Annotated in this window: 23 protein-coding genes and 2 tRNA genes; 12 read left to right on the forward strand and 13 right to left on the reverse strand. The window is 60.5% G+C overall.

The genetic code is table 11. The features are described 5' to 3' along the window. Positions 1-41 precede the first annotated feature (41 nt). Both NXC14_RS02795 and NXC14_RS02800 read right to left on the reverse strand, forming a co-directional pair. Positions 42-2,102: an ATP-dependent helicase gene (locus tag NXC14_RS02795; protein WP_085776869.1), complete on the reverse strand. Its 2,061-nt coding sequence runs from the start codon at positions 2,100-2,102 to the stop codon at positions 42-44. Between the two features lie 96 nt (positions 2,103-2,198). Continuing rightward, positions 2,199-2,465 carry a hypothetical protein gene (locus NXC14_RS02800; RefSeq protein ID WP_085779953.1) on the reverse strand — a complete coding sequence of 89 codons (267 nt, stop codon included), beginning with the start codon at positions 2,463-2,465 and terminating at the stop codon, positions 2,199-2,201. 152 nt (positions 2,466-2,617) lie between these two features. On the opposite strand from NXC14_RS02800, the gene NXC14_RS02805 reads away from it, so the two are divergent. After that, positions 2,618-2,881, forward strand: coding sequence for a hypothetical protein (locus tag NXC14_RS02805; RefSeq protein ID WP_085776870.1), 264 nt, complete (start codon positions 2,618-2,620; stop codon positions 2,879-2,881). Between the two features lie 223 nt (positions 2,882-3,104). Here NXC14_RS02805 and NXC14_RS02810 read toward each other — a convergent pair whose 3' ends face one another. The 3 genes from NXC14_RS02810 to NXC14_RS02820 form a co-directional block, all read right to left on the reverse strand. Next, complete coding sequence (locus NXC14_RS02810; protein WP_085776871.1) at positions 3,105-3,347, reverse strand: DUF982 domain-containing protein; 243 nt, start codon at positions 3,345-3,347, stop codon at positions 3,105-3,107. 265 nt (positions 3,348-3,612) lie between these two features. Continuing rightward, complete coding sequence (locus NXC14_RS33930; RefSeq protein WP_183702565.1) at positions 3,613-3,915, reverse strand: hypothetical protein; 303 nt, start codon at positions 3,913-3,915, stop codon at positions 3,613-3,615. Between the two features lie 343 nt (positions 3,916-4,258). Further along, a tRNA-Thr gene (locus NXC14_RS02820) sits at positions 4,259-4,333 on the reverse strand. A 155-nt stretch (positions 4,334-4,488) separates the two neighbouring features. Here NXC14_RS02820 and NXC14_RS02825 point away from each other — a divergent pair. From NXC14_RS02825 to NXC14_RS02875, 11 genes are all read left to right on the forward strand, one after another. After that, on the forward strand, positions 4,489-4,683 hold the full coding sequence (locus tag NXC14_RS02825) for a hypothetical protein (RefSeq protein ID WP_085776872.1): 195 nt from the start codon (positions 4,489-4,491) through the stop codon (positions 4,681-4,683). A 92-nt stretch (positions 4,684-4,775) separates the two neighbouring features. Then, positions 4,776-6,068, forward strand: a complete 1,293-nt coding sequence (murA, locus tag NXC14_RS02830) for a UDP-N-acetylglucosamine 1-carboxyvinyltransferase (protein ID WP_085776873.1) — start codon at positions 4,776-4,778, stop codon at positions 6,066-6,068. Between the two features lie 157 nt (positions 6,069-6,225). Further along, complete coding sequence (locus NXC14_RS02835; RefSeq protein WP_085776874.1) at positions 6,226-6,657, forward strand: DUF2948 family protein; 432 nt, start codon at positions 6,226-6,228, stop codon at positions 6,655-6,657. Between the two features lie 57 nt (positions 6,658-6,714). Then, positions 6,715-8,010, forward strand: coding sequence for a histidinol dehydrogenase (gene hisD / locus NXC14_RS02840; RefSeq protein ID WP_085776875.1), 1,296 nt, complete (start codon positions 6,715-6,717; stop codon positions 8,008-8,010). A gap of 8 nt (positions 8,011-8,018) precedes the next feature. Then, complete coding sequence (locus tag NXC14_RS02845; RefSeq protein ID WP_085776876.1) at positions 8,019-8,492, forward strand: UPF0262 family protein; 474 nt, start codon at positions 8,019-8,021, stop codon at positions 8,490-8,492. Further along, positions 8,489-8,974 (forward strand): low molecular weight phosphatase family protein, encoded by a 486-nt coding sequence (locus tag NXC14_RS02850; RefSeq protein ID WP_097600272.1) that lies wholly within the window; start codon positions 8,489-8,491, stop codon positions 8,972-8,974. The genes NXC14_RS02845 and NXC14_RS02850 overlap by 4 nt, the downstream gene beginning before the upstream one ends. A gap of 123 nt (positions 8,975-9,097) precedes the next feature. Further along, positions 9,098-9,316, forward strand: a complete 219-nt coding sequence (gene infA / locus NXC14_RS02855) for a translation initiation factor IF-1 (RefSeq protein WP_003545338.1) — start codon at positions 9,098-9,100, stop codon at positions 9,314-9,316. Between the two features lie 36 nt (positions 9,317-9,352). Next, positions 9,353-9,973: a Maf-like protein gene (locus NXC14_RS02860; RefSeq protein WP_085776877.1), complete on the forward strand. Its 621-nt coding sequence runs from the start codon at positions 9,353-9,355 to the stop codon at positions 9,971-9,973. A 132-nt stretch (positions 9,974-10,105) separates the two neighbouring features. After that, entirely contained in the window at positions 10,106-10,318 is a 213-nt protein-coding gene (gene yacG, locus NXC14_RS02865; RefSeq protein WP_085776878.1) for a DNA gyrase inhibitor YacG, read from the forward strand. 179 nt (positions 10,319-10,497) lie between these two features. Next, a tRNA-Phe gene (locus NXC14_RS02870) sits at positions 10,498-10,573 on the forward strand. Positions 10,574-10,633: 60 nt separating this feature from the next. Further along, positions 10,634-10,897 (forward strand): hypothetical protein, encoded by a 264-nt coding sequence (locus tag NXC14_RS02875; RefSeq protein ID WP_157131364.1) that lies wholly within the window; start codon positions 10,634-10,636, stop codon positions 10,895-10,897. A 121-nt stretch (positions 10,898-11,018) separates the two neighbouring features. Here NXC14_RS02875 and NXC14_RS02880 read toward each other — a convergent pair whose 3' ends face one another. The 8 genes from NXC14_RS02880 to NXC14_RS02910 form a co-directional block, all read right to left on the reverse strand. Next, complete coding sequence (locus tag NXC14_RS02880) at positions 11,019-11,567, reverse strand: DUF1643 domain-containing protein (protein WP_085776880.1); 549 nt, start codon at positions 11,565-11,567, stop codon at positions 11,019-11,021. Then, positions 11,564-11,716 (reverse strand): hypothetical protein, encoded by a 153-nt coding sequence (locus NXC14_RS32270; RefSeq protein ID WP_157131365.1) that lies wholly within the window; start codon positions 11,714-11,716, stop codon positions 11,564-11,566. Before NXC14_RS32270 ends, NXC14_RS02880 begins: the two co-directional genes overlap by 4 nt. A 5-nt stretch (positions 11,717-11,721) precedes the next feature. Continuing rightward, complete coding sequence (locus NXC14_RS02885; RefSeq protein ID WP_085776881.1) at positions 11,722-12,726, reverse strand: acyltransferase; 1,005 nt, start codon at positions 12,724-12,726, stop codon at positions 11,722-11,724. Between the two features lie 58 nt (positions 12,727-12,784). Beyond that, complete coding sequence (locus NXC14_RS02890; RefSeq protein ID WP_198175491.1) at positions 12,785-13,468, reverse strand: isoprenylcysteine carboxylmethyltransferase family protein; 684 nt, start codon at positions 13,466-13,468, stop codon at positions 12,785-12,787. A 113-nt stretch (positions 13,469-13,581) separates the two neighbouring features. After that, positions 13,582-14,115, reverse strand: a complete 534-nt coding sequence (locus NXC14_RS02895) for a hypothetical protein (protein WP_085776882.1) — start codon at positions 14,113-14,115, stop codon at positions 13,582-13,584. 340 nt (positions 14,116-14,455) lie between these two features. Next, a complete protein-coding gene (locus tag NXC14_RS02900) occupies positions 14,456-15,277 on the reverse strand; it encodes a hypothetical protein (protein ID WP_085776883.1) in 822 nt (273 codons plus the stop codon). 287 nt (positions 15,278-15,564) lie between these two features. Next, a complete protein-coding gene (gene nhaA / locus NXC14_RS02905) occupies positions 15,565-16,746 on the reverse strand; it encodes a Na+/H+ antiporter NhaA (protein ID WP_085776884.1) in 1,182 nt (393 codons plus the stop codon). Between the two features lie 187 nt (positions 16,747-16,933). Then, the gene (locus tag NXC14_RS02910; protein WP_085776885.1) at positions 16,934-17,554 is read right to left on the reverse strand and encodes a YceI family protein; all 621 of its coding nucleotides are present in this window, start codon (positions 17,552-17,554) and stop codon (positions 16,934-16,936) included. Positions 17,555-17,580: the final 26 nt, after the last annotated feature.

Below are 17,580 nucleotides of genomic sequence, written 5' to 3' on the forward strand. Positions count from 1 at the left end.
AACCAAAGAGCGTTGCATAGAGCCAATCTATGCAACGCGATCTATCGCCACATGCCGCGCATGCGGGCGCCGACGTCGATGCGCACCTGGCGCGCTTGCGCCTGAGCGGCGGCTTCCGACTTCACCTGCGGCCAGCTGCAGGCCTCGAAAAACTGCAGCAGTGTCGCGGGAATAAAGCGGCTGCGCGAAGCATAGACGTGCCGGTCGCCCTGGGCGTTCTGCCCATAGGTGAAGAAGCGTTGCGGCACGACGAGGTCGAGACCGTCGCGGGCGCGCGTCATCGCCACGTAGAGCAGCCGGCGCTCCTCCTCGATCTCGGCGGTGGTGCCGACCGCAAGATCGCTCGGAATGCAGCCGTCGACGACGTTCAGCATGAAGACTTTCGTCCATTCCTGGCCCTTGGCGGAATGGATGGTCGACAGGATGAGATAGTCCTCGTCGAGAAGCGGCACGCCGGCTTGATCGCTGGTCGCATCCGGCGGATCGAGCGTGAGCTCGGTGAGGAAACGTTCGCGGGAGGCATAACCCCCGGCGATCTGCTCCAACTGCAACAGATCGGCCTGCCGTGTCGAAGCGTCCTCGTGCAGCCGCTCCAGATGCGGCGCATACCATTGCCGCGCCAGCTCGATTTCCGCCGGCCAGCCGGCCTTGCCGGATTTCAGCTCCTGCAGCATCGAAACGAAGGCGGTCCAGTCCTCGCCGGAGCGTGGCGGCGCTGGCATAGACGCCAGAGCAGACAACGGGCTCGCATCCTCGGCCATCAGATCGAGCGCCTTCTGCGCCGTCGACGGCCCGACGCCCGGCAGGATCTGCATCAGCCGGAAGCCCGCCACCCGGTCGCGCGGATTGTGCGCAAAGCGAAGCGCGGCCAGCATGTCCTTCACATGCGCGCTGTCGAGAAACTTCAACCCGCCGAACTTGACGAAGGGAATGTTGCGGCGGGTCAGCTCGACCTCCAGCGGCCCGCTGTGGTGGGCGGCGCGGAAGAGCACGGCCTGCTGCTTGAGCTTCAGGCCTTCCTCGCGATTGTCGAGCACCTTGTCGGCGACATAACGCGCCTGCTCGGCCTCGTCCCGCACAGAAACCAGGCGCGGCCGCTCCGCCGATTGCCGCTCGGTCCAGAGATTCTTGGTGAAGCGCTCGGAGGCGAGATCGATGACGGCATTGGCAGCCGCCAGGATCGGCTGCGTCGAGCGGTAATTGCGATCGAGTGTGACGATATCGGCGGCCGGGCTGAAGGCGGCGGGAAAATCAAGGATATTGCGCACCGTCGCCGCGCGGAAGGAGTAGATCGACTGCGCGTCGTCACCGACGACCGTCAGCCCCTGTCCCTGCGGCTTGAGTGCTAGCAGGATCGAGGCCTGCAGCCTGTTGGTGTCCTGATATTCATCGACGAGCACATGGTCAAAGCGGCTGCCGATATCCTCGGCAATCACGCTCTCGCCGACCATCTGCGCCCAGTAGAGCAGGAGGTCGTCGTAATCGAGCACGTTCTGAGCCTGCTTCGCCTCGACATAGCAGGCGAAAAGCTCACGCAGCTGTTGCTCCCATGTCGCGCACCATGGAAAGGCGTCGCGCAGCACCTGATCGAGCGCGGTCTCCGAATTCACCGTCCGGCTATAGATGGCAAGGCAGGTGCCCTTGGACGGAAAGCGGCTTTCCGTCTTTGAGAAGCCGAGATCGTGCCGGATGAGGTTCATCAGATCGGCGCTGTCTTCGCGGTCGTGAATGGTGAAATCGGCATCGAGGCCGATCTGCTGGGCATAATCGCGCAGCAGCCGCGCGCCGATGCCGTGGAATGTGCCGGACCAGTTGAGCGCATCGGCCATGATGCCGGCATTCGAACCCAGCACATCACGGCAGATGCGCTCGACGCGCCGCGCCATCTCGGCGGCTGCCCGGCGCGAGAAGGTCATCAGCAGGATGCGGCGCGGATCGGCGCCCTTGACGATCAGATGGGCGACGCGATGTGCCAGCGTGTTCGTCTTGCCGGAGCCGGCGCCGGCAATGACCAGCAGCGGCCCGGCAATATGACTGCCGTCGGTGAGCGTGCCGTGCTCGACGGCCATGCGCTGCTGGGGATTGAGCTTTTCGAGATACATCCAGCCGTCCGGTCGGGCTCCCGCAGAATCACTGCGAGAAGATTAGATGTTCCTTGAATGTTCGCGATTTCAGCCGCTGTCAAGCGGCACGGGACCTCAATCGGGGAAATCCGGGCCGATCACGCGCCGCACCAGTTTCAGGCTGCGGTCCGGCTGGAGAATATAGGTTTCCTCCACACGCTGACCCGTCTCATTGTAGAACTGGTTGTAGACGGCGCTGCCGACCGGCGACTTGGTGAGTTTGGTACGCGGCTGGCCGCCAAAGGTGATGCTGCCGGGAATGGGTTCGAGCGCGGCCGTATCGGCCGAGGAGCAGCCGGCCAGCAATGCCCCGGCAAACCAGGCGGGCAGAAACGCTTTCATTGCAGTCATCCCTGTTCAGACTGCCGATAGATATGGAAAGCGCGGCCTCTTTCGCCAAGGGCTGCCCGATGCGCAGTCGCCTGCTGTGGCGCTGAGGGAACCAAAGCGCCCTCCAGGTGTTGAAATGCCGGACCTGAACGCTGGAGACCATCATGCAGACGCTTCTTCGCCTCTGGGCGTCCACTCTGATCATCGGCTGCGGCGTCTTTGCCGGCCCAGCCTATGCCTCGCTCGAAACCGGCATGGATTATTCCGCTTTGCCGAAGGATCAGATCGCCCTTAACGAATATACCGGCAGCGTCGATTGTGAGCCGGCAGAACCGCACTACCTGCCGTCCTTCATCCGCGCGGCTGACGGCACGATCATCGGTGTGGGATATATCGCGATGGAGAATGAGGCCGGCGCGGATTGCTGAAACCGATCCGCTCGAACGAGGCTCGCCTGCGTTTCCGGATGACGAGCCTCTGACCGTCATCATGACGGCTGGATGTTTTCTATCGAAACAGCCGGCTCTGGCGCAACGCCCTTTGCGCCCAAACCCGGCGCCGGCTCGCTGCAGGGTTAAGTGAAAATTAAACAATGTATCGTACCGGCACAGTTTACTGACCAAACCGAAAACGGCCGGACGCCCTGCCGCGTCAATGCAGCTTCAGCTTCGCCTCTTCGGCCGCTGCCAGGAACTCGGCTCTAGCCTCCTCCATACTTTTGCGGCCGTCGAGCGCCGCCCGGCAGGTGCTGCGGGCCTTGATGTAATGAAGCCCGCGCGAACTCGGCCAGAAATCTGCCAGGCATTTCAGGGCATCGAACGGCCCGTTGACCGTTCGCGCATCGGCTCCCTCGAAACCGACGGTGACCGGGCTGTTCCATCGTTCAGTTGCCATCGATACTCCTCCACGATTGTCGATAGAAACAGGGTGCAGCGCCCTCCATCCCAGGACAGACACCGCCATGGTAGGCATTCTAGCGCGATTTTTGCCGTCAACAATGGTGAATCGTTTGTTGCTGATAAGGCGGAATGCCAGCTTGAGTAAGGCGGATCGCCGGGGTGTGCACGCCAAGAGGAATTTCGAGCAGTCGATGAGAAGTTGCATGGCACCCGAGCCTGCCAACGCTACCATGCTCGGAAAGCTGAGGGCTCGACAGGGGTTAGATCGAAAATTGATCCGGACTGCTTTTCTCGGCGCGGCGCTGGTTATGCCGGCTCTCGCTCACGGCGCAGATGTGTCCGCTGAAGACGCTTTCTTCTCGCGTCTCTCCATTGAGGCCATCCCAAGACTGCAGCGGGCGACTCTCAGTCGGTACGGTGAACGGACGGCGATAGATCTCGCCGCCCTTTTCATGGCAGAGAATGCTCTTCGCTGGTATATTGAAGGCATCGATGGTGGAGTTTCCCCGCGACCCCACACGCAAATTCCACGCGAAGACCTGGTGATAACCGGAGAGATTCATGAACTGTGGCAGCTCTCCCCGTTCATACCTCATTATCTCGAGGCAACCGAAATTCCCGATTGCACTATATGGCTGTTCAGTTCGTGCGAATGGCTGCCCCTTACCCTAGCCCTTACCTGGGTCAAGCCGCTCGTCTCGACCCGTCCTGCGGACCCCCGTAAACGGGGCGAGGGGACGGCCACGCGAGAGCTTGGCGAGGGACGGAGAGGTCGCGGCTTGGTGCCTTCGCCTCGCGAGCGGGGGTCCGAAGGACGGGTCGAGACCGGTGGCTCGACCCCGGTCGGTGCCGGCAGCCGGATGAGGGGCCGCTGGGCGCGTAAGAAAATGATGTCTGAAAGAAAACTGGTGCTGCCGAGTGGGATTGAACCACCGACCTCACCCTTACCAAGGGTGTGCTCTACCACTGAGCTACGGCAGCAGGACCAGATCCGCGTGGAGCCGGGCGGCTCAATTGCGGGAACGGGCGGCTATTGCCACAGCTTGACGACAAGCGCAAGCCGCAAAATCCAACTTCGCGTGGATAGAGATGCAAGGGACTTTTGGATCGGCGCGAATTCGGCTAATTCTGTTGACATGAACGACAAGACCGAAGCCGGCCAGAAGAGCCGTAAAGAGGCGATCGAGGCACAGGCGAAACTGCGCCGCGAGCGCGCCGCCGAAAAGCTCAGGGAAAATCTTTCCAGACGCAAACAGCAGGTGCGTGCCCGCCGTTCCGGCCAGGCCGACGAAACTAACGGGCTGCCCGCCGCAAAAATGGACGAATCGTAATGTTCCGTCCCGGACGAATTGAAGCCTCTTCATAAATCCCCTAAACACCTCACTCCTTCTTTCAAGGCAGAACTTTCAGGAAGTAAGCGCACATGGATCGTATCAGAATTGTCGGCGGTAATGAGCTGAATGGCATCATTCCGATTTCCGGCGCCAAGAATGCCGCACTGCCGCTGATGATCGCCTCGCTTCTGACCAGTGACACGCTGACGCTGGAAAACGTGCCGCACTTGGCAGACGTCGAGCTTCTGATGCGCATCCTCGGCAATCACGGCGTCGATGTCGCCGTCAACGGCCGCCGCGAGCGCCAGGAGGATTCCTACGCCCGCACGATCCATTTCACCTGCCGCACCATCGTCGATACCACAGCCTCCTACGAACTGGTCTCGAAGATGCGCGCCTCATTCTGGGTTATTGGGCCGCTCTTGGCGCGTGAGGGCCATTGCCGCGTTTCGCTGCCGGGCGGTTGCGCCATCGGCACGCGCCCCGTCGATCTCTTCATCGATGGCCTGACGGCACTCGGTGCGACCATGGAGATCGATGCCGGCTATATCAATGCCCGGGCGCCCGACGGCGGGCTGATCGGTGCGCGCTACACCTTCCCGAAGGTCTCAGTCGGCGCCACCCATGTGTTGATGATGGCCGCGACCCTTGCCCGCGGCACCACTGTCATCGGCAACGCCGCCCGTGAACCCGAAGTCGCCGACCTCGCCAACTGCCTGAATGCCATGGGCGCCAAGATATCAGGCGCCGGCACCTCGACCATCACCATCGAAGGCGTCACCTCGCTGTCGGGCGCGCGTCATCGCGTCCTGCCGGACCGCATCGAGACCGGCACCTACGCCATGGCCGTCGCCATGGCCGGCGGTGACGTCGTGCTCGAAAATACCGATGTGGCGCTGCTCGAGACCGCGCTGGAAACCTTGCGCCGGACTGGCGCTGACATCTCCGCGACCAATAACGGCATGCGCATCAGGCGCAACGGCGCCGGCATCAAGCCGGTCGATATTGTCACCGATCCTTTCCCGGGCTTCCCCACGGATCTGCAGGCACAGTTCATGGCGCTGATGACCCGCTCCTCCGGCATCTCGCATGTCACCGAGACGATCTTCGAAAACCGCTTCATGCACGTGCAGGAGCTTGCCCGGCTCGGCGCCAGGATCACGCTCTCCGGCCAGACCGCGAAGATCGAGGGTGTCAAGCGCCTGCGCGGCGCGCCCGTCATGGCGACCGATTTGCGCGCCTCCGTCTCGCTCGTCATCGCCGGCCTCGCCGCCGAGGGCGAAACCACAGTCTCCCGCGTTTACCACCTCGACCGCGGCTTCGAGCGGCTCGAAGCGAAGCTGACCCGCTGCGGCGCCGTCGTCGAGCGCATCAGCGAATAAGAGAGACCTTCATTCCGGTTGCGTAATCGGTCGCAGCATCTTATTTCCCTTGTCTGACGCATCGCCATTCCGGCGATGCCCGTTAAATAGCAAAAGCATGATGTCGTCCGAAAACTGCTCGCACTTTTCGGCATCCTGCTCTGGGGATTGAGCCTGAATGACCGACCTGAAGCTTGTTGCGCTTGATGATGAGGACCTCGCGATCATTTCTGCGCATATGCAGGATAGCGTCTTCAAGGTCGGCGACATCGACTGGTCGCCGCGGGGTGCCCAGTTCGCGCTTGCCGCCAATCGTTTCGTCTGGGAAAGTGCGGCGCGCAAGCGCAAGGGTTTCGAGCGCCGCCGCGCCGCCCTGGTGTTCAAGCGCGTGCTTGCCGTCCGTTCGCTCGGCGTCGATCGCGGCAAACGCGATGAGGTGCTGTCGCTGCTGGCGCTGCGTTTCGAGAAGAAGGGCGAGGGGCCGGATGGCACGATCGAGCTGGCGCTGTCTGGAACGGCCTCGATTGCGCTCGACGTCGAATGTATCGAGGTCCAGATGGCCGATATCGGCGGCGCATGGCAGGCGGCTTCCAAACCCCGCCACCCCTAAAGGGCTTGATGCCTGAAGTTTGAACATCGCGGTTCGAGTTGAGAAGGAATATAGCTCTTGGCAATCTGGCTGGATCAGGCATCGGAAGGTTTCGAGCAGCATTTTGCCGCCTTTCTGATGACGAAGCGCGAAGTGTCCGAGGATGTGAATTCAGTCGCCCGTGCCATCATCGATGATGTCAGGGCGCGCGGCGATGTGGCGCTGGCCGAATATTCGCTGAAATTCGACGGCATCGATTTTGCCACCGTGCCGATGCGCGTCACGCCTGAGGAGATTGACGCCGCAATCGAGGCGGTGCCTGCCGAAGTGCTGGGCGCGCTGAAACTCGCGGCCTTGCGCATCGAGAGCCACCATCGCCGCCAACTGCCGAAGGATGATATCTACGAGGACGACATGGGCGTCGGTCTCGGCTCGCGCTGGACGGCGATCGAGGCGGTCGGGCTCTATGTTCCGGGCGGCACCGCGAGCTATCCGAGCTCGGTATTGATGAATGCGGTGCCGGCCAAGGTCGCCGGGGTCGACCGCATCGTCATCGCCGTTCCCGCCACCGGCGGCGCTGTCAATCCGGCGGTGCTCGCCGCCGCCAGGCTTGCCGGCGTCACCGAGATCTACCGTGTCGGCGGCGCTCAGGCGATCGCCGCTCTCGCTTATGGCACCGAGACGATCGCACCGGTCGCCAAGATCACCGGTCCCGGCAATGCCTATGTCGCCGCCGCCAAGCGCCACGTCTTCGGCACCGTCGGCATCGATATGATCGCCGGCCCCTCCGAGGTGCTGGTGATTGCCGACAAGGACAACAATCCCGATTGGATCGCTGCCGACCTTTTGGCGCAGGCCGAGCACGATGCCAGCGCCCAGGCGATCCTCATCACCGACGATGCCCTATTCGGCAAGGCGGTGGAGCAGGCGGTCGAACGCCAGCTGAAGACGTTGAACCGCGCCGAGACGGCAGCGGCAAGCTGGCGCGATTTTGGCGCGGTCATCCTCGTTGCCGATCTGAAGCAGGCCATTCCGCTTGCCAATCGCATCGCAGCCGAACATCTCGAGCTCGCCGTCGCCGATCCCGACCAGCTGCTCGACGGCATCCGCAATGCCGGCGCGATCTTCGTCGGCGCTCATACGCCCGAGGTCATCGGCGATTATGTCGGCGGTTCGAACCATGTGCTGCCGACGGCGCGTTCGGCCCGCTTTTCCTCCGGTCTATCAGTGCTCGATTTCGTCAAGCGCACCTCGATCCTGCGCCTTGGGCCGCAGCAGTTGCGCACCCTGGGCCCGGCGACGATCGCGCTTGCGGTCTCCGAAGGCCTCGATGCCCACGCGCGGTCGGTCGCGATCCGCCTCAACCTCGATTAGGTGAGGGGATGGCGGCGGGCGAATTCCGGCTTTGCGACGTCGTCCTGGACGATACGATCGGCCGTTCGACGCCCGATGTCGAGCATGAGCGCGCCGTCGCCATCTTCGATCTGATCGAGGAGAACAGCTTCGAGCCGCTCGGCCATTCCGGCGGCCCTTATCGGCTGAACATCTCGCTGGTCGATTCGAAGCTGGTCTTCGCCATCAAGACGGAAGAAGGCGGCGATGTCGCCACCCACATCCTGTCGCTTACCCCCTTCCGGCGGATCGTCAAGGATTACTTCATGATCTGCGAAAGCTATTACGAAGCGATCCGATCGGCGACGCCAAGCCGTATCGAGGCGATCGACATGGGCCGGCGGGGCATCCACAATGAAGGCTCGCAGACGCTGAAAGACAGGTTGGCCGGCAAGATCGAGGTCGATTTCGACACCGCCCGGCGGCTTTTCACGCTGGTCTGCGTGCTCTACTGGCGTGGATGACGGCGATGGAGCTTGCCGGCGATGTCGAAGACGCGAAGAGGCCGGGCGCGATCCTCTTCATGTGCGGGCTGAACGCCATCCGCTCGCCGATGGCCGAAGCGATCGCCCGTAGCATTCTGCCGTCCAATACCTATATAAGGTCGGCCGGCGTTCGCGCCGGCGAGCGCGATCCCTTCGTCGATGTCGTGCTTGAGGAAATCGGGCTTTCCCTTGGGCGCCGCCAGCCGCAGACGCTTGATGAACTCGAGGACGATTATTTCGATCTGATCATCACGCTTTCGCCGCAGGCTCATCATGCGGCGCTGGAACTGACGCGGTCGAACGCGGTCGACGTCGTCTATTGGCCGACCATGGATCCGACGGTCGTCAGCGGGACGCGCGAACAGATATTGGACAGCTATCGCGAGGTCCGCGACCACCTGGCCGGTCTCATCGAAAGCCGGCTGCTCAGACGAAATGGCATTGCCGCGCAATCGGCATGAAAACAAATAAAGGAAAGCCTGATCAACAAGGTTCACAAACCTGCGTTGATTGTGTAGTTTCCGCCCAAATTTTAAAGGCGCGCTCTGCGCTGCCTCTGCAACACACAGGAAGAAAACCACTATATGCCGAAAGAAGAAGTCCTCGAATTCCCGGGAATCGTCACCGAACTTCTGCCGAATGCGACGTTTCGCGTGAAGCTTGAAAACGAACACGAGATCATCGCCCATACCGCTGGCCGCATGCGCAAGAACCGCATCCGCGTTCTGGCGGGCGACAAGGTGCTTGTGGAAATGACGCCCTACGATTTGACCAAGGGCCGCATCACCTATCGTTTCAAGTAAGTCTGCCCGCTCCCGTCCGCCGATGGTCGAGGTTTCATGGCGCTGAAATACAAGCTCATTCTGGCCTCGGGCTCGCCCCGTCGCGTCGACCTGCTCAACCAGGCCGGCATCGAGCCTTCGCGCCTGATGCCGATGGATATCGACGAGACGCCGAAGAAGTCGGAGCACCCGCGTTCGCTCGCCCGAAGGCTGTCGGCCGAGAAGGCCGAGGCCGCACTTGCCGCCATCAAGGGTGATATCACCTGGAAGGGCAGCTATATCCTCTCCGCCGATACGGTGGTCGCCGTGGGTCGGCGCATTCTCGGCAAGGCTGAATTCGCCGACGAGGCGCTGAGCTCGCTGCACCTCCTCTCGGGACGCAACCATCTCGTCTATACCGGCGTTTGCCTGGTGACGCCCGAACGCAAGATCCGCCAGAAGATCGTCGAGACCAAGGTGCGCTTCAAGCGGCTGTCCGGCTTCGAGATCGAGAACTACCTGGCCTCCGGCCAGTGGCGCGGCAAGGCGGGCGCCTACGGCATCCAGGGTCTTGCAGGCACCTTCGTGCAGAAGATGGTGGGCTCCTACACCAATGTCGTCGGCCTGCCGCTCTATGAAACCATTCTGCTTCTGACCGGCGAGGGCTTCGATGTGCATAGCCGGTGGCCCGAGGGCTGACCGACGGCCGATGCTTAAAGCGCGTCACGATCTTTCAGATCCGCGCGTCGCGTTTTAACACTTGTTTTTATGCATGTCGTTGTCGCAAAACCGCTGACACTTTTGCGCGACATGCTTTAGGACGGACCGATCATGCCCGAAGACAAGAAAGCCGCCGCCAAGGTCGAACCGCTGCGCAAGACGCGCCCTTGCCCGGAATGCGGCAAACCATCAAACCGCGAACATTACCCCTTCTGCTCCAACCGCTGCCGCGAGCTCGATCTCTCCCGCTGGCTGACCGGCTCTTATGCCATTCCGGTGGCCGACGACGAAACGAAGGCCGATTATCCTGACGAGGAAAACTAGGAGATTTCCTCTCCGAAGTTCTTATTTTTCCACATGAATCCGCAAAACCGTCAAGACAGTCAAAAAAGAGTCATTTGACGCTTGCCATGGCCGAACAAGATGCTATAACCCGCTCGCTTCCGGGGCGAACCAAGGCCCCGCGGTTCTTTTCATCTAGAACACCGTAGCGAAGCGGGTTGGCCCAGGTAGCTCAGTTGGTAGAGCAGCGGATTGAAAATCCGCGTGTCGGTGGTTCGATTCCGCCCCTGGGCACCATCACGATAATCAGCATTGATATTGTTTGATTTTTCCAGCCTAAGTGTCCTGATATTATGCATGAACGAAAATCTTTGTTCACGCGGCATGCCGAATTTAGCTTTCGTCGTCGCCCATCGAAATCAGCTCGATCGCACCTTTCGCAAGCCGCCTCTGATTGGCGGCTTTAGGCTCTGGAGATTGCATTGCCGCGCGGGCCGCAGACCCTTCGGGCTGGACGCCAAGACCTACTGCGACAAGACCGCTCCAATCTATCGGCGTGAATTTGGGAATGAATTGCGCCCCGAGCGATGCGCCGATCAGGACGCTGCTTACTGGCCCTGACCAGCCCCTTAATTGTGAAATGCGAGCGGGGCTTCCGGCAATCGCTCCACGAACATGTTTCTACAAACGACAAACGTCGGCCCACGACCGTTTGTCGAGGTTATCGGATGTCCGCGGCTCATCACGCGACCTCCATCGCTCTCTGGAATATGACCGGCTGCTGGTCGCGCGGAATGCGGTGTTGGCCGCGCGCCATCGGGTGTTTGGGGAAGCCGCCTTTTGTCAGGCCAAGGCAGACGATGTCGACGAGCTGCTGGCGGGCGCGGTGCTTGAACCACGTGTCACGGCTGAGGTAATCGCCACCATTGCCCCATGCTGCCAGCACAGGCGTGTTCTGGTGACGGGCAATGATAAGGGCGCGATCGATGAAGTTGTCGCAGCGCGGACCGATCGAGTCCTTGACCTTCATCAACTCCTTCGGGGATGGCGAGCGCCAGGCGTGAAGGTTGACGATCAGGATGCCGCCATAGCCCCAGAGCTTGGCAAACCAGATGAGCACGAGCACCGTCGGATCATTGCGTCGGTGATCGGCGTCGGAGGGGTTGAGCATGCAAACGACGAGGAAGGGCTTGCCCCCATCCCAAACGCGGCGCAGCTCGTCACGGTACAGGGTGCAGTCGGAGATGGCAGCGCTCATCCGCATCTCGGTTTTGAAGAGATCGAGGCTCATCGGCGCTGCTTCCCGGTGATGACGAAGACGGTGCCGCTCTGCATGTTCAGCTGGACTGGTTCGCCGCGTCCGATGCGGGTGAAGAGCGCCTCGAGGTCGCCCTCGGCGGTATCCGCAGCTGAGCGATACTGATGCACCGACTTGTACAACGCGCTTAATACCTATCTGATAGTGATCGCCCCGTAACTACGCCGCGAGGCAATCGGTTGAATAGTCTCTGGAGCGGTTTTTCGACCTTCTCGTGAATGCGCCAGCAGAACAGCAGGGAGACCGCGACACCGATCGCGATGATGATATCGGGCGGCAAGGGATAGAATATCCAGAGCGTCAGCAGTGCCGAAATCGGGACGGTGTGAAAGAGATAGAGCGCGTAGGAGGCCTCTCCGAGGTAAGCCCAGACGCTCTTTCCGACATTGATCTGCATCGTGCCGAAAACCATCAATCCGGCAGGAATGCCATAAACTGCCACGCGCTGCAAAGCATCCTGACCGATCAGGAAGTCCAGCGTATCGCCGTGGGGTGCCATGCCGAGCGAGCCGGCGGCGAGAATTGCGATTGCGCCAACCGGTATGCCCCATCTCGCGCCTTTGACTGCCGGCGCGTACACCAAGGCGGCACCTATCATGAATTCGAGGATGATGGGGTTGCCGAGGAATTGGAACACCGGCGCTGTCGATCGGAACGTCAGCGACACCGCGAAGATCCCGAGGATCGCCGGCAAGTAACGCCGGTCGAGGAGGACAAGCGTCGCCGCCCCATAGAAGAGCATTTCGAAACAGAGCGTCCATGCGGCAGGCAGGACGGGCGCTGCCATCTGATCGAACGCCGGCCACAGGGTTAGCGTCGCGATTGTCTCCCGCCAGCCGAAGCCGGATTTTGCGGCGATGAATGCTGCTGGGATAGATGCGAGATAGTACATCGGGAGGATGCGACGAATTCGTTTCCACGCGAATTGCTGCCATGTCAGGCCGCGCGCTGTCCGGGTGATGATGACCCCGGAAATGACGAAGAAAATATCGACGCCGGCGGTGCCTGCAACCTGGATCATCGGCGGGAAAATCCCGCTTGATCCGGTGGCTTGGTAGGCCGTCAGCGCCGCATGCAGGTAGACGACCATCAATGCGGCGATGAAACGCAGTACCTGTAGCGACCAGATCATGATTGTCCGTCAACCCCTCGATCACCAAGCCTAGCGAGAAAAGAGCATTCACAAGCCGTCACGCAGTGGTCGTGGCGCGTTTGCCGCGCATGGGCAGAAACGGAACCACCCTGGGGACGCGCTCGGCATATGATCGGTAGTCTGGAAATGCCGCCCGGAGAACCGTCTCTTCGTTAATCATCCGGCGAAGTTGCAGGCACCAATGCACGATTCCGAGAAATACCGTCCACGGAGAAAAGCTGAACAGGATCATCCCGATAACGAATATCTCCTCGGTCAGATAGAGCGGGTGGCGGACGATGGAATATGGCCCCGTTGTGACCAGAGCTCTTGCACCCGGTGCTATGCTGAAACTGCGGCCGAGGATCGCAAGCATATATGCCGATGAAAGGCAGCCAATGATCATCAAAACCGTTGCGGCAAGACGCACAGTATCTGGCAATACCATTGGCGGCGGCAGGAAGGCGATCAGCAGGAAGAGGAAGGTGCCTGCCATCGCCGTCAGGTATGGTTCAACGCCGCGCGCAGACCGCACTTGGGGCATTCTCGTTAGGGTCACGACACACATCATGCCGATAAATAAGATCGCAGCGATTTCAGCTATTAGGAATACGACGCCCCTGGACGGATAGTCGCCGGTCGTCATCATCCGTGTGATCTTCGTCCACACACCTAGTATTGAATAGGAGCAGATTCCAATACGGCCGATAATGTCTGCAAAAATCAAGTGTCGATTGCTCATTGGTACCCCCGCGTTGTTTGAACGCATCTTCGCACGGTTGCGAGAAATGGCAATCGCAACTGATTAAATCGGTAAATACCAACTATTGGGGATGTGACTTACACCGGCGTCCGTCAATGCAAGGACACGCGATGCTCCAGCAGCCGATCAATGCAGGCCCGGATCCGGATGCCTCGGATGATTTCGGCATGAGTAGAAAGGCACGCGAGGGCGGCCAGGATGATCAACGCGGTTCCGAGGAGCGCGGTAGGCAACGGCAGTGACCAGTCGACATAACCGGGGAGTGACGTCCCGCTGCGACCTGCTTCAGCTGTGCTTGCAGCCGCATTGGCAAGCACCAACCCGATCAGCGCAATATGAGCATGAACGAAGCGTGCCCTAAGAAACCGTTTCGGATGAAAAGAAAGATAGACGCCGAAAATCGCCATCGATGCAAACGCCGCGAGAAGCTCCCACGCTCCCATCCCCGCCACGCTAAGTAACATAAGGGGTAGGCGCAACACCGGCAGCAAAGTCAGGTAAAGCGCCCAAGCAAACGGGCGTGATGGATACATCGCCAGCAGTAGCATGCTGGCGGCAAATATTGCGCCGATGGCATAGACCAAAGCAGGTCCGAGACGAACAACAGTCAGAACCAAGACACGCATTCGCTTTTCTCCTTCGGCAGGCATCGTGGTTCTGGGCAGAATATTCGCAGCTGCTTGAGCAGGGCTTACCGCTCGATCGGCGCCCGCATGAATGACTCCGGCTGCGGAGATTTGCAATCTTCTACAAAACTTATCCACCTTGACGAGGCGATTTCATGAACATCGACGACACGGCGCTGCGGCTGTCGCCGTCCGCGGCGTTCGGAACCTGATCGCGGCTTAACCTCAGCCACGCGGGCACCCTAGCATTTCACATAAAGCGTGTAGGTCCGGGCAGGGCGGCCGAGACTATCTGTGCCGTTCTTGGAAAACATTCGCCGGCGCGATCACAGGCACGCATCTACTCGATACTCGCCAAAACCTCGGAGATAACCGAGAATTTCGTGGCCTGCCAGCGTCTGTAGTCGAGGACGAATCTCGCGGAAATCCAGCAATCTCCGCTCATTTGGGTAGCCTGCCATCCCAGCAATCCTTGGGTTCGCGCGGCCGCCAGCAATCTGCTGGCGTGACTGCGGGAAATGACGTATTCGGCTGCGGTCAATTGAGCGGAGACATCGCCCACCCAGGTTCGTTCACCTACGACCGGTGGCAATGGCACACGCGACATGAGGTCGTGCAATATGTTGCTTCCGGATTCGGACCTCACGAACAGCGCAATGCTTTCGGGCGGGCTGTACCAATCCGGATGGTTAAACAGTCGACGTGCAATACGCGGCTGAGCGCGATACAGAATTGTCTCATCCGCTTCCGACCACCGACAGCGATCTCCCGCATCCATGCCGTCGAGCGAACGAAGGTGCCCCTCGAACCATTGCCGGATCAAGGCTTCAGCATAGGCGCTCGCTTGTAACGGTTTGGCGCGCCGATCCGTCGTCTCCACCGGCTCAAATAATTTGTAATACGCCATCTCCTTCATATGTGAGACGACGGTGTTGTGGCTGGCGATGTGGTTCTCAACGAGAAACTTTGCGAGGTTGGAAGCGGTCAAAGGGGGGCAGGACGGGTTGAGTTTCCGCTCAAAATGCAACGCCAATGCCGCCTGGCTGAGCAGCCACTTCTGCAGATCGGCCACATAACGCACTATTCTGGGAGCTCTGCGATGAATTGCCAGTAACTCGGATGCGGATTCGCGCAGAGCTGCAGCAAAGGAGGCGTCCGCCATGAGATCTTCAACACTGTAGCTGCGGCATCTATTCTGCAGTGAGGCTGAACGTAAAGGTACCGACATTTAAAACCGAAGTGTAAGCGATGCTGGCGCGGAACAATAAAAATAGCGAACAGACAAAAGTCACGGCTAGGCCAGCGACTGGCCGACCTTATCCAAAATTTGCGCACAATTCGAGCAGGCTTTTCTTGTAGATGTTTGATTCCAAAACGGGACGTCTCTTTCGGCCGAAACAAAGGACGCCATCGGCCGGGTTCTTCATGGAGACCTGCAGCCCCGCTCTCTCAGGATCGGCGATTGAATGTTGCGAGCATCGCCGCGCCGACCAGACCGGATAGCAGAGATCCCAGCAGGATGCCCATCTTCACGTGGTCCTGGACGTCGGGATCGTTGAATGCAAGCAGCCCGATGAAAAGGCTCATGGTGAAGCCTATGCCGCAGAGGGCGGCCACACCGGTCATCTGCCCCCAGCTCGCCTTTGCCGGGAGGTCGGTGAGACCAAGTTTGACGAGCAGGAAGACGGTGCCGAGAACGCCGACCAGTTTTCCAAGCAACAGGCCTGCCGCTACGCCGAGCGTCAATGGCTCCGTCAGCGTGGCTACCGAGACGCCGGAGAAGGAGACACCGGCATTGGCGAAGCCGAAGATCGGAACGACGATGAAGGCAACGGGTTTGTGGAGGACGTGCTCGAGATGGTGCAACGGCGACTGGTCGTGGCTTGCTTCGGGCGTTCCCGGCGTCACCTTCAGCGGAATCGCAAGAGCGAGAAGAACGCCGGCCAGTGTTGCGTGGATGCCGGATGCGAAGACGAGCACCCAGAGCACGGCGCCGAGCAGCAGATACGGCCAGAGCTTCAGAATACGGGCACGGTTCATGCCGTAAAGCGCCGCGAGCACCGCCGCGGCCCCGGCAAGCGCCAGAAGATTGAGATCGTTGGTGTAGAACAGCGCAATCACCACGACCGCCCCCAGGTCATCGATGATCGCCAGTGCCGCCAGGAAGATCTTCAACGAGGCAGGCACGCGCGGGCCGAACAGCGAGATGACGCCGAGCGCGAACGCGATGTCTGTCGCGGTCGGTATCGCCCAGCCACGCAGGGCGGCCGGGTTTTCCCGGTTGAACAAGATATAGAAGAGGGCGGGGAACAGCATGCCTCCCAGTGCCGCCGCACCCGGCAGAATGCGGCGGCTCCAGCTGGAGAGTTGGCCGTCCAGCATTTCGCGCTTGATCTCGAGCCCGACGAGGAGAAAGAACAGCGCCATCAGCGCGTCATTGATCCAGTGCAGCAGGCTGAGCGGCCCCAGATAGATGTGAAGTGCGTGGAAGTAACTCTCTGCAAGCGGTGAGTTCGCCGTCACGATTGCCGCCAACGCGACTGCCATCAACACGAGACCGCCCGAAGCTTCGCTATCGAGGAACTGGCGAAGGGTGGATCGGATGAGACCTGGAGAGATAGGCTGCGACACCGGTCAGCGCTCCCTGTGTTTTGGAAGGTTGATCTTCAGTCTCCGTCGATTTCGGGAAAGCCCGCGGCGCACGCAGCACACGCCATCCCTGCAAGATAAAGGGGTCGCGTCGCCATTTCCAGCGAAATCGGCCCCGATCCACCGCAGGCGGCGCAGGTCCGGTTGGACCTGCCGCTCGCTTCGCTTCTCACTGGAATGAGTAATCAGCCGGCACCATCTGCGTTTCTATCGCGAAGGTGACGATGTCGCCGAGTTCGGGGATTGCAAAATCCAGTCCCCAATCGCTGCGGCGGATGCTGCCGGTCGCCGAGAAACCGATCTTCGGGACGCCCATCATTGGGTGCTTCGCCATTGAGCCGTTGAAGGTGACGTCGAGTTTTGCCGGGTGCGTCTCGCCGCGCAAGGTCAGGAGGCCTTCGACGGTGCCGGTCTTCTCGCCCGTCACATGGATCGCCTTGGAAACGAAGGTGATCGGCTTGGCTGCAAGGAAGCTCTCGTCTCCGCCGATCTCCGCATCGAAGTTGACCTTGGTAGGCCATGGATAATCAGTGCGGACCGAAAGCGGATCGATGGTGACCAAAAGCGTGGAGGCTTCAGGTTTTTCGGGCTTCCAGTCGAGCCGCGCATCGACCCCGGTAAAGCGCGCGGTGTAGTGGGACAGGCCGGAATGGTCGAATGACCAATTGAAGCTCGAATGCGAGGGATCGGTCTTGTAGGCCCCACCCGGCGCAGGATCGGTTGCGGTGGCAAGGGCAGCGAAGGTCGTGCTCAAGGTAAGAGCAAGGGCGAGTGCAGTTGTGCGAAGCATTAATGGTTCCTCGGATGGGAAATGAT

The organism is Rhizobium sp. NXC14 (genome assembly GCF_002117485.1).
Classification (GTDB): domain Bacteria; phylum Pseudomonadota; class Alphaproteobacteria; order Rhizobiales; family Rhizobiaceae; genus Rhizobium.

Coding starts and splice junctions, on each gene's coding strand:
- NXC14_RS02795 (WP_085776869.1), bottom strand. CDS start 2,102: ATGTATCTCGAAAAGCTCAATCCCCAGCAGCGCATGGCCGTCGAGCAC.
- NXC14_RS02800 (WP_085779953.1), bottom strand. CDS start 2,465: ATGAAAGCGTTTCTGCCCGCCTGGTTTGCCGGGGCATTGCTGGCCGGC.
- NXC14_RS02805 (WP_085776870.1), top strand. CDS start 2,618: ATGCAGACGCTTCTTCGCCTCTGGGCGTCCACTCTGATCATCGGCTGC.
- NXC14_RS02810 (WP_085776871.1), bottom strand. CDS start 3,347: ATGGCAACTGAACGATGGAACAGCCCGGTCACCGTCGGTTTCGAGGGA.
- NXC14_RS33930 (WP_183702565.1), bottom strand. CDS start 3,915: ATGAATCTCTCCGGTTATCACCAGGTCTTCGCGTGGAATTTGCGTGTG.
- NXC14_RS02825 (WP_085776872.1), top strand. CDS start 4,489: ATGAACGACAAGACCGAAGCCGGCCAGAAGAGCCGTAAAGAGGCGATC.
- murA (WP_085776873.1), top strand. CDS start 4,776: ATGGATCGTATCAGAATTGTCGGCGGTAATGAGCTGAATGGCATCATT.
- NXC14_RS02835 (WP_085776874.1), top strand. CDS start 6,226: ATGACCGACCTGAAGCTTGTTGCGCTTGATGATGAGGACCTCGCGATC.
- NXC14_RS02845 (WP_085776876.1), top strand. CDS start 8,019: ATGGCGGCGGGCGAATTCCGGCTTTGCGACGTCGTCCTGGACGATACG.
- NXC14_RS02850 (WP_097600272.1), top strand. CDS start 8,489: ATGACGGCGATGGAGCTTGCCGGCGATGTCGAAGACGCGAAGAGGCCG.
- infA (WP_003545338.1), top strand. CDS start 9,098: ATGCCGAAAGAAGAAGTCCTCGAATTCCCGGGAATCGTCACCGAACTT.
- NXC14_RS02860 (WP_085776877.1), top strand. CDS start 9,353: ATGGCGCTGAAATACAAGCTCATTCTGGCCTCGGGCTCGCCCCGTCGC.
- yacG (WP_085776878.1), top strand. CDS start 10,106: ATGCCCGAAGACAAGAAAGCCGCCGCCAAGGTCGAACCGCTGCGCAAG.
- NXC14_RS02875 (WP_157131364.1), top strand. CDS start 10,634: ATGAACGAAAATCTTTGTTCACGCGGCATGCCGAATTTAGCTTTCGTC.
- NXC14_RS02880 (WP_085776880.1), bottom strand. CDS start 11,567: ATGAGCCTCGATCTCTTCAAAACCGAGATGCGGATGAGCGCTGCCATC.
- NXC14_RS02885 (WP_085776881.1), bottom strand. CDS start 12,726: ATGATCTGGTCGCTACAGGTACTGCGTTTCATCGCCGCATTGATGGTC.
- NXC14_RS02890 (WP_198175491.1), bottom strand. CDS start 13,468: ATGAGCAATCGACACTTGATTTTTGCAGACATTATCGGCCGTATTGGA.
- NXC14_RS02895 (WP_085776882.1), bottom strand. CDS start 14,115: ATGCGTGTCTTGGTTCTGACTGTTGTTCGTCTCGGACCTGCTTTGGTC.
- NXC14_RS02900 (WP_085776883.1), bottom strand. CDS start 15,277: ATGGCGGACGCCTCCTTTGCTGCAGCTCTGCGCGAATCCGCATCCGAG.
- NXC14_RS02910 (WP_085776885.1), bottom strand. CDS start 17,554: ATGCTTCGCACAACTGCACTCGCCCTTGCTCTTACCTTGAGCACGACC.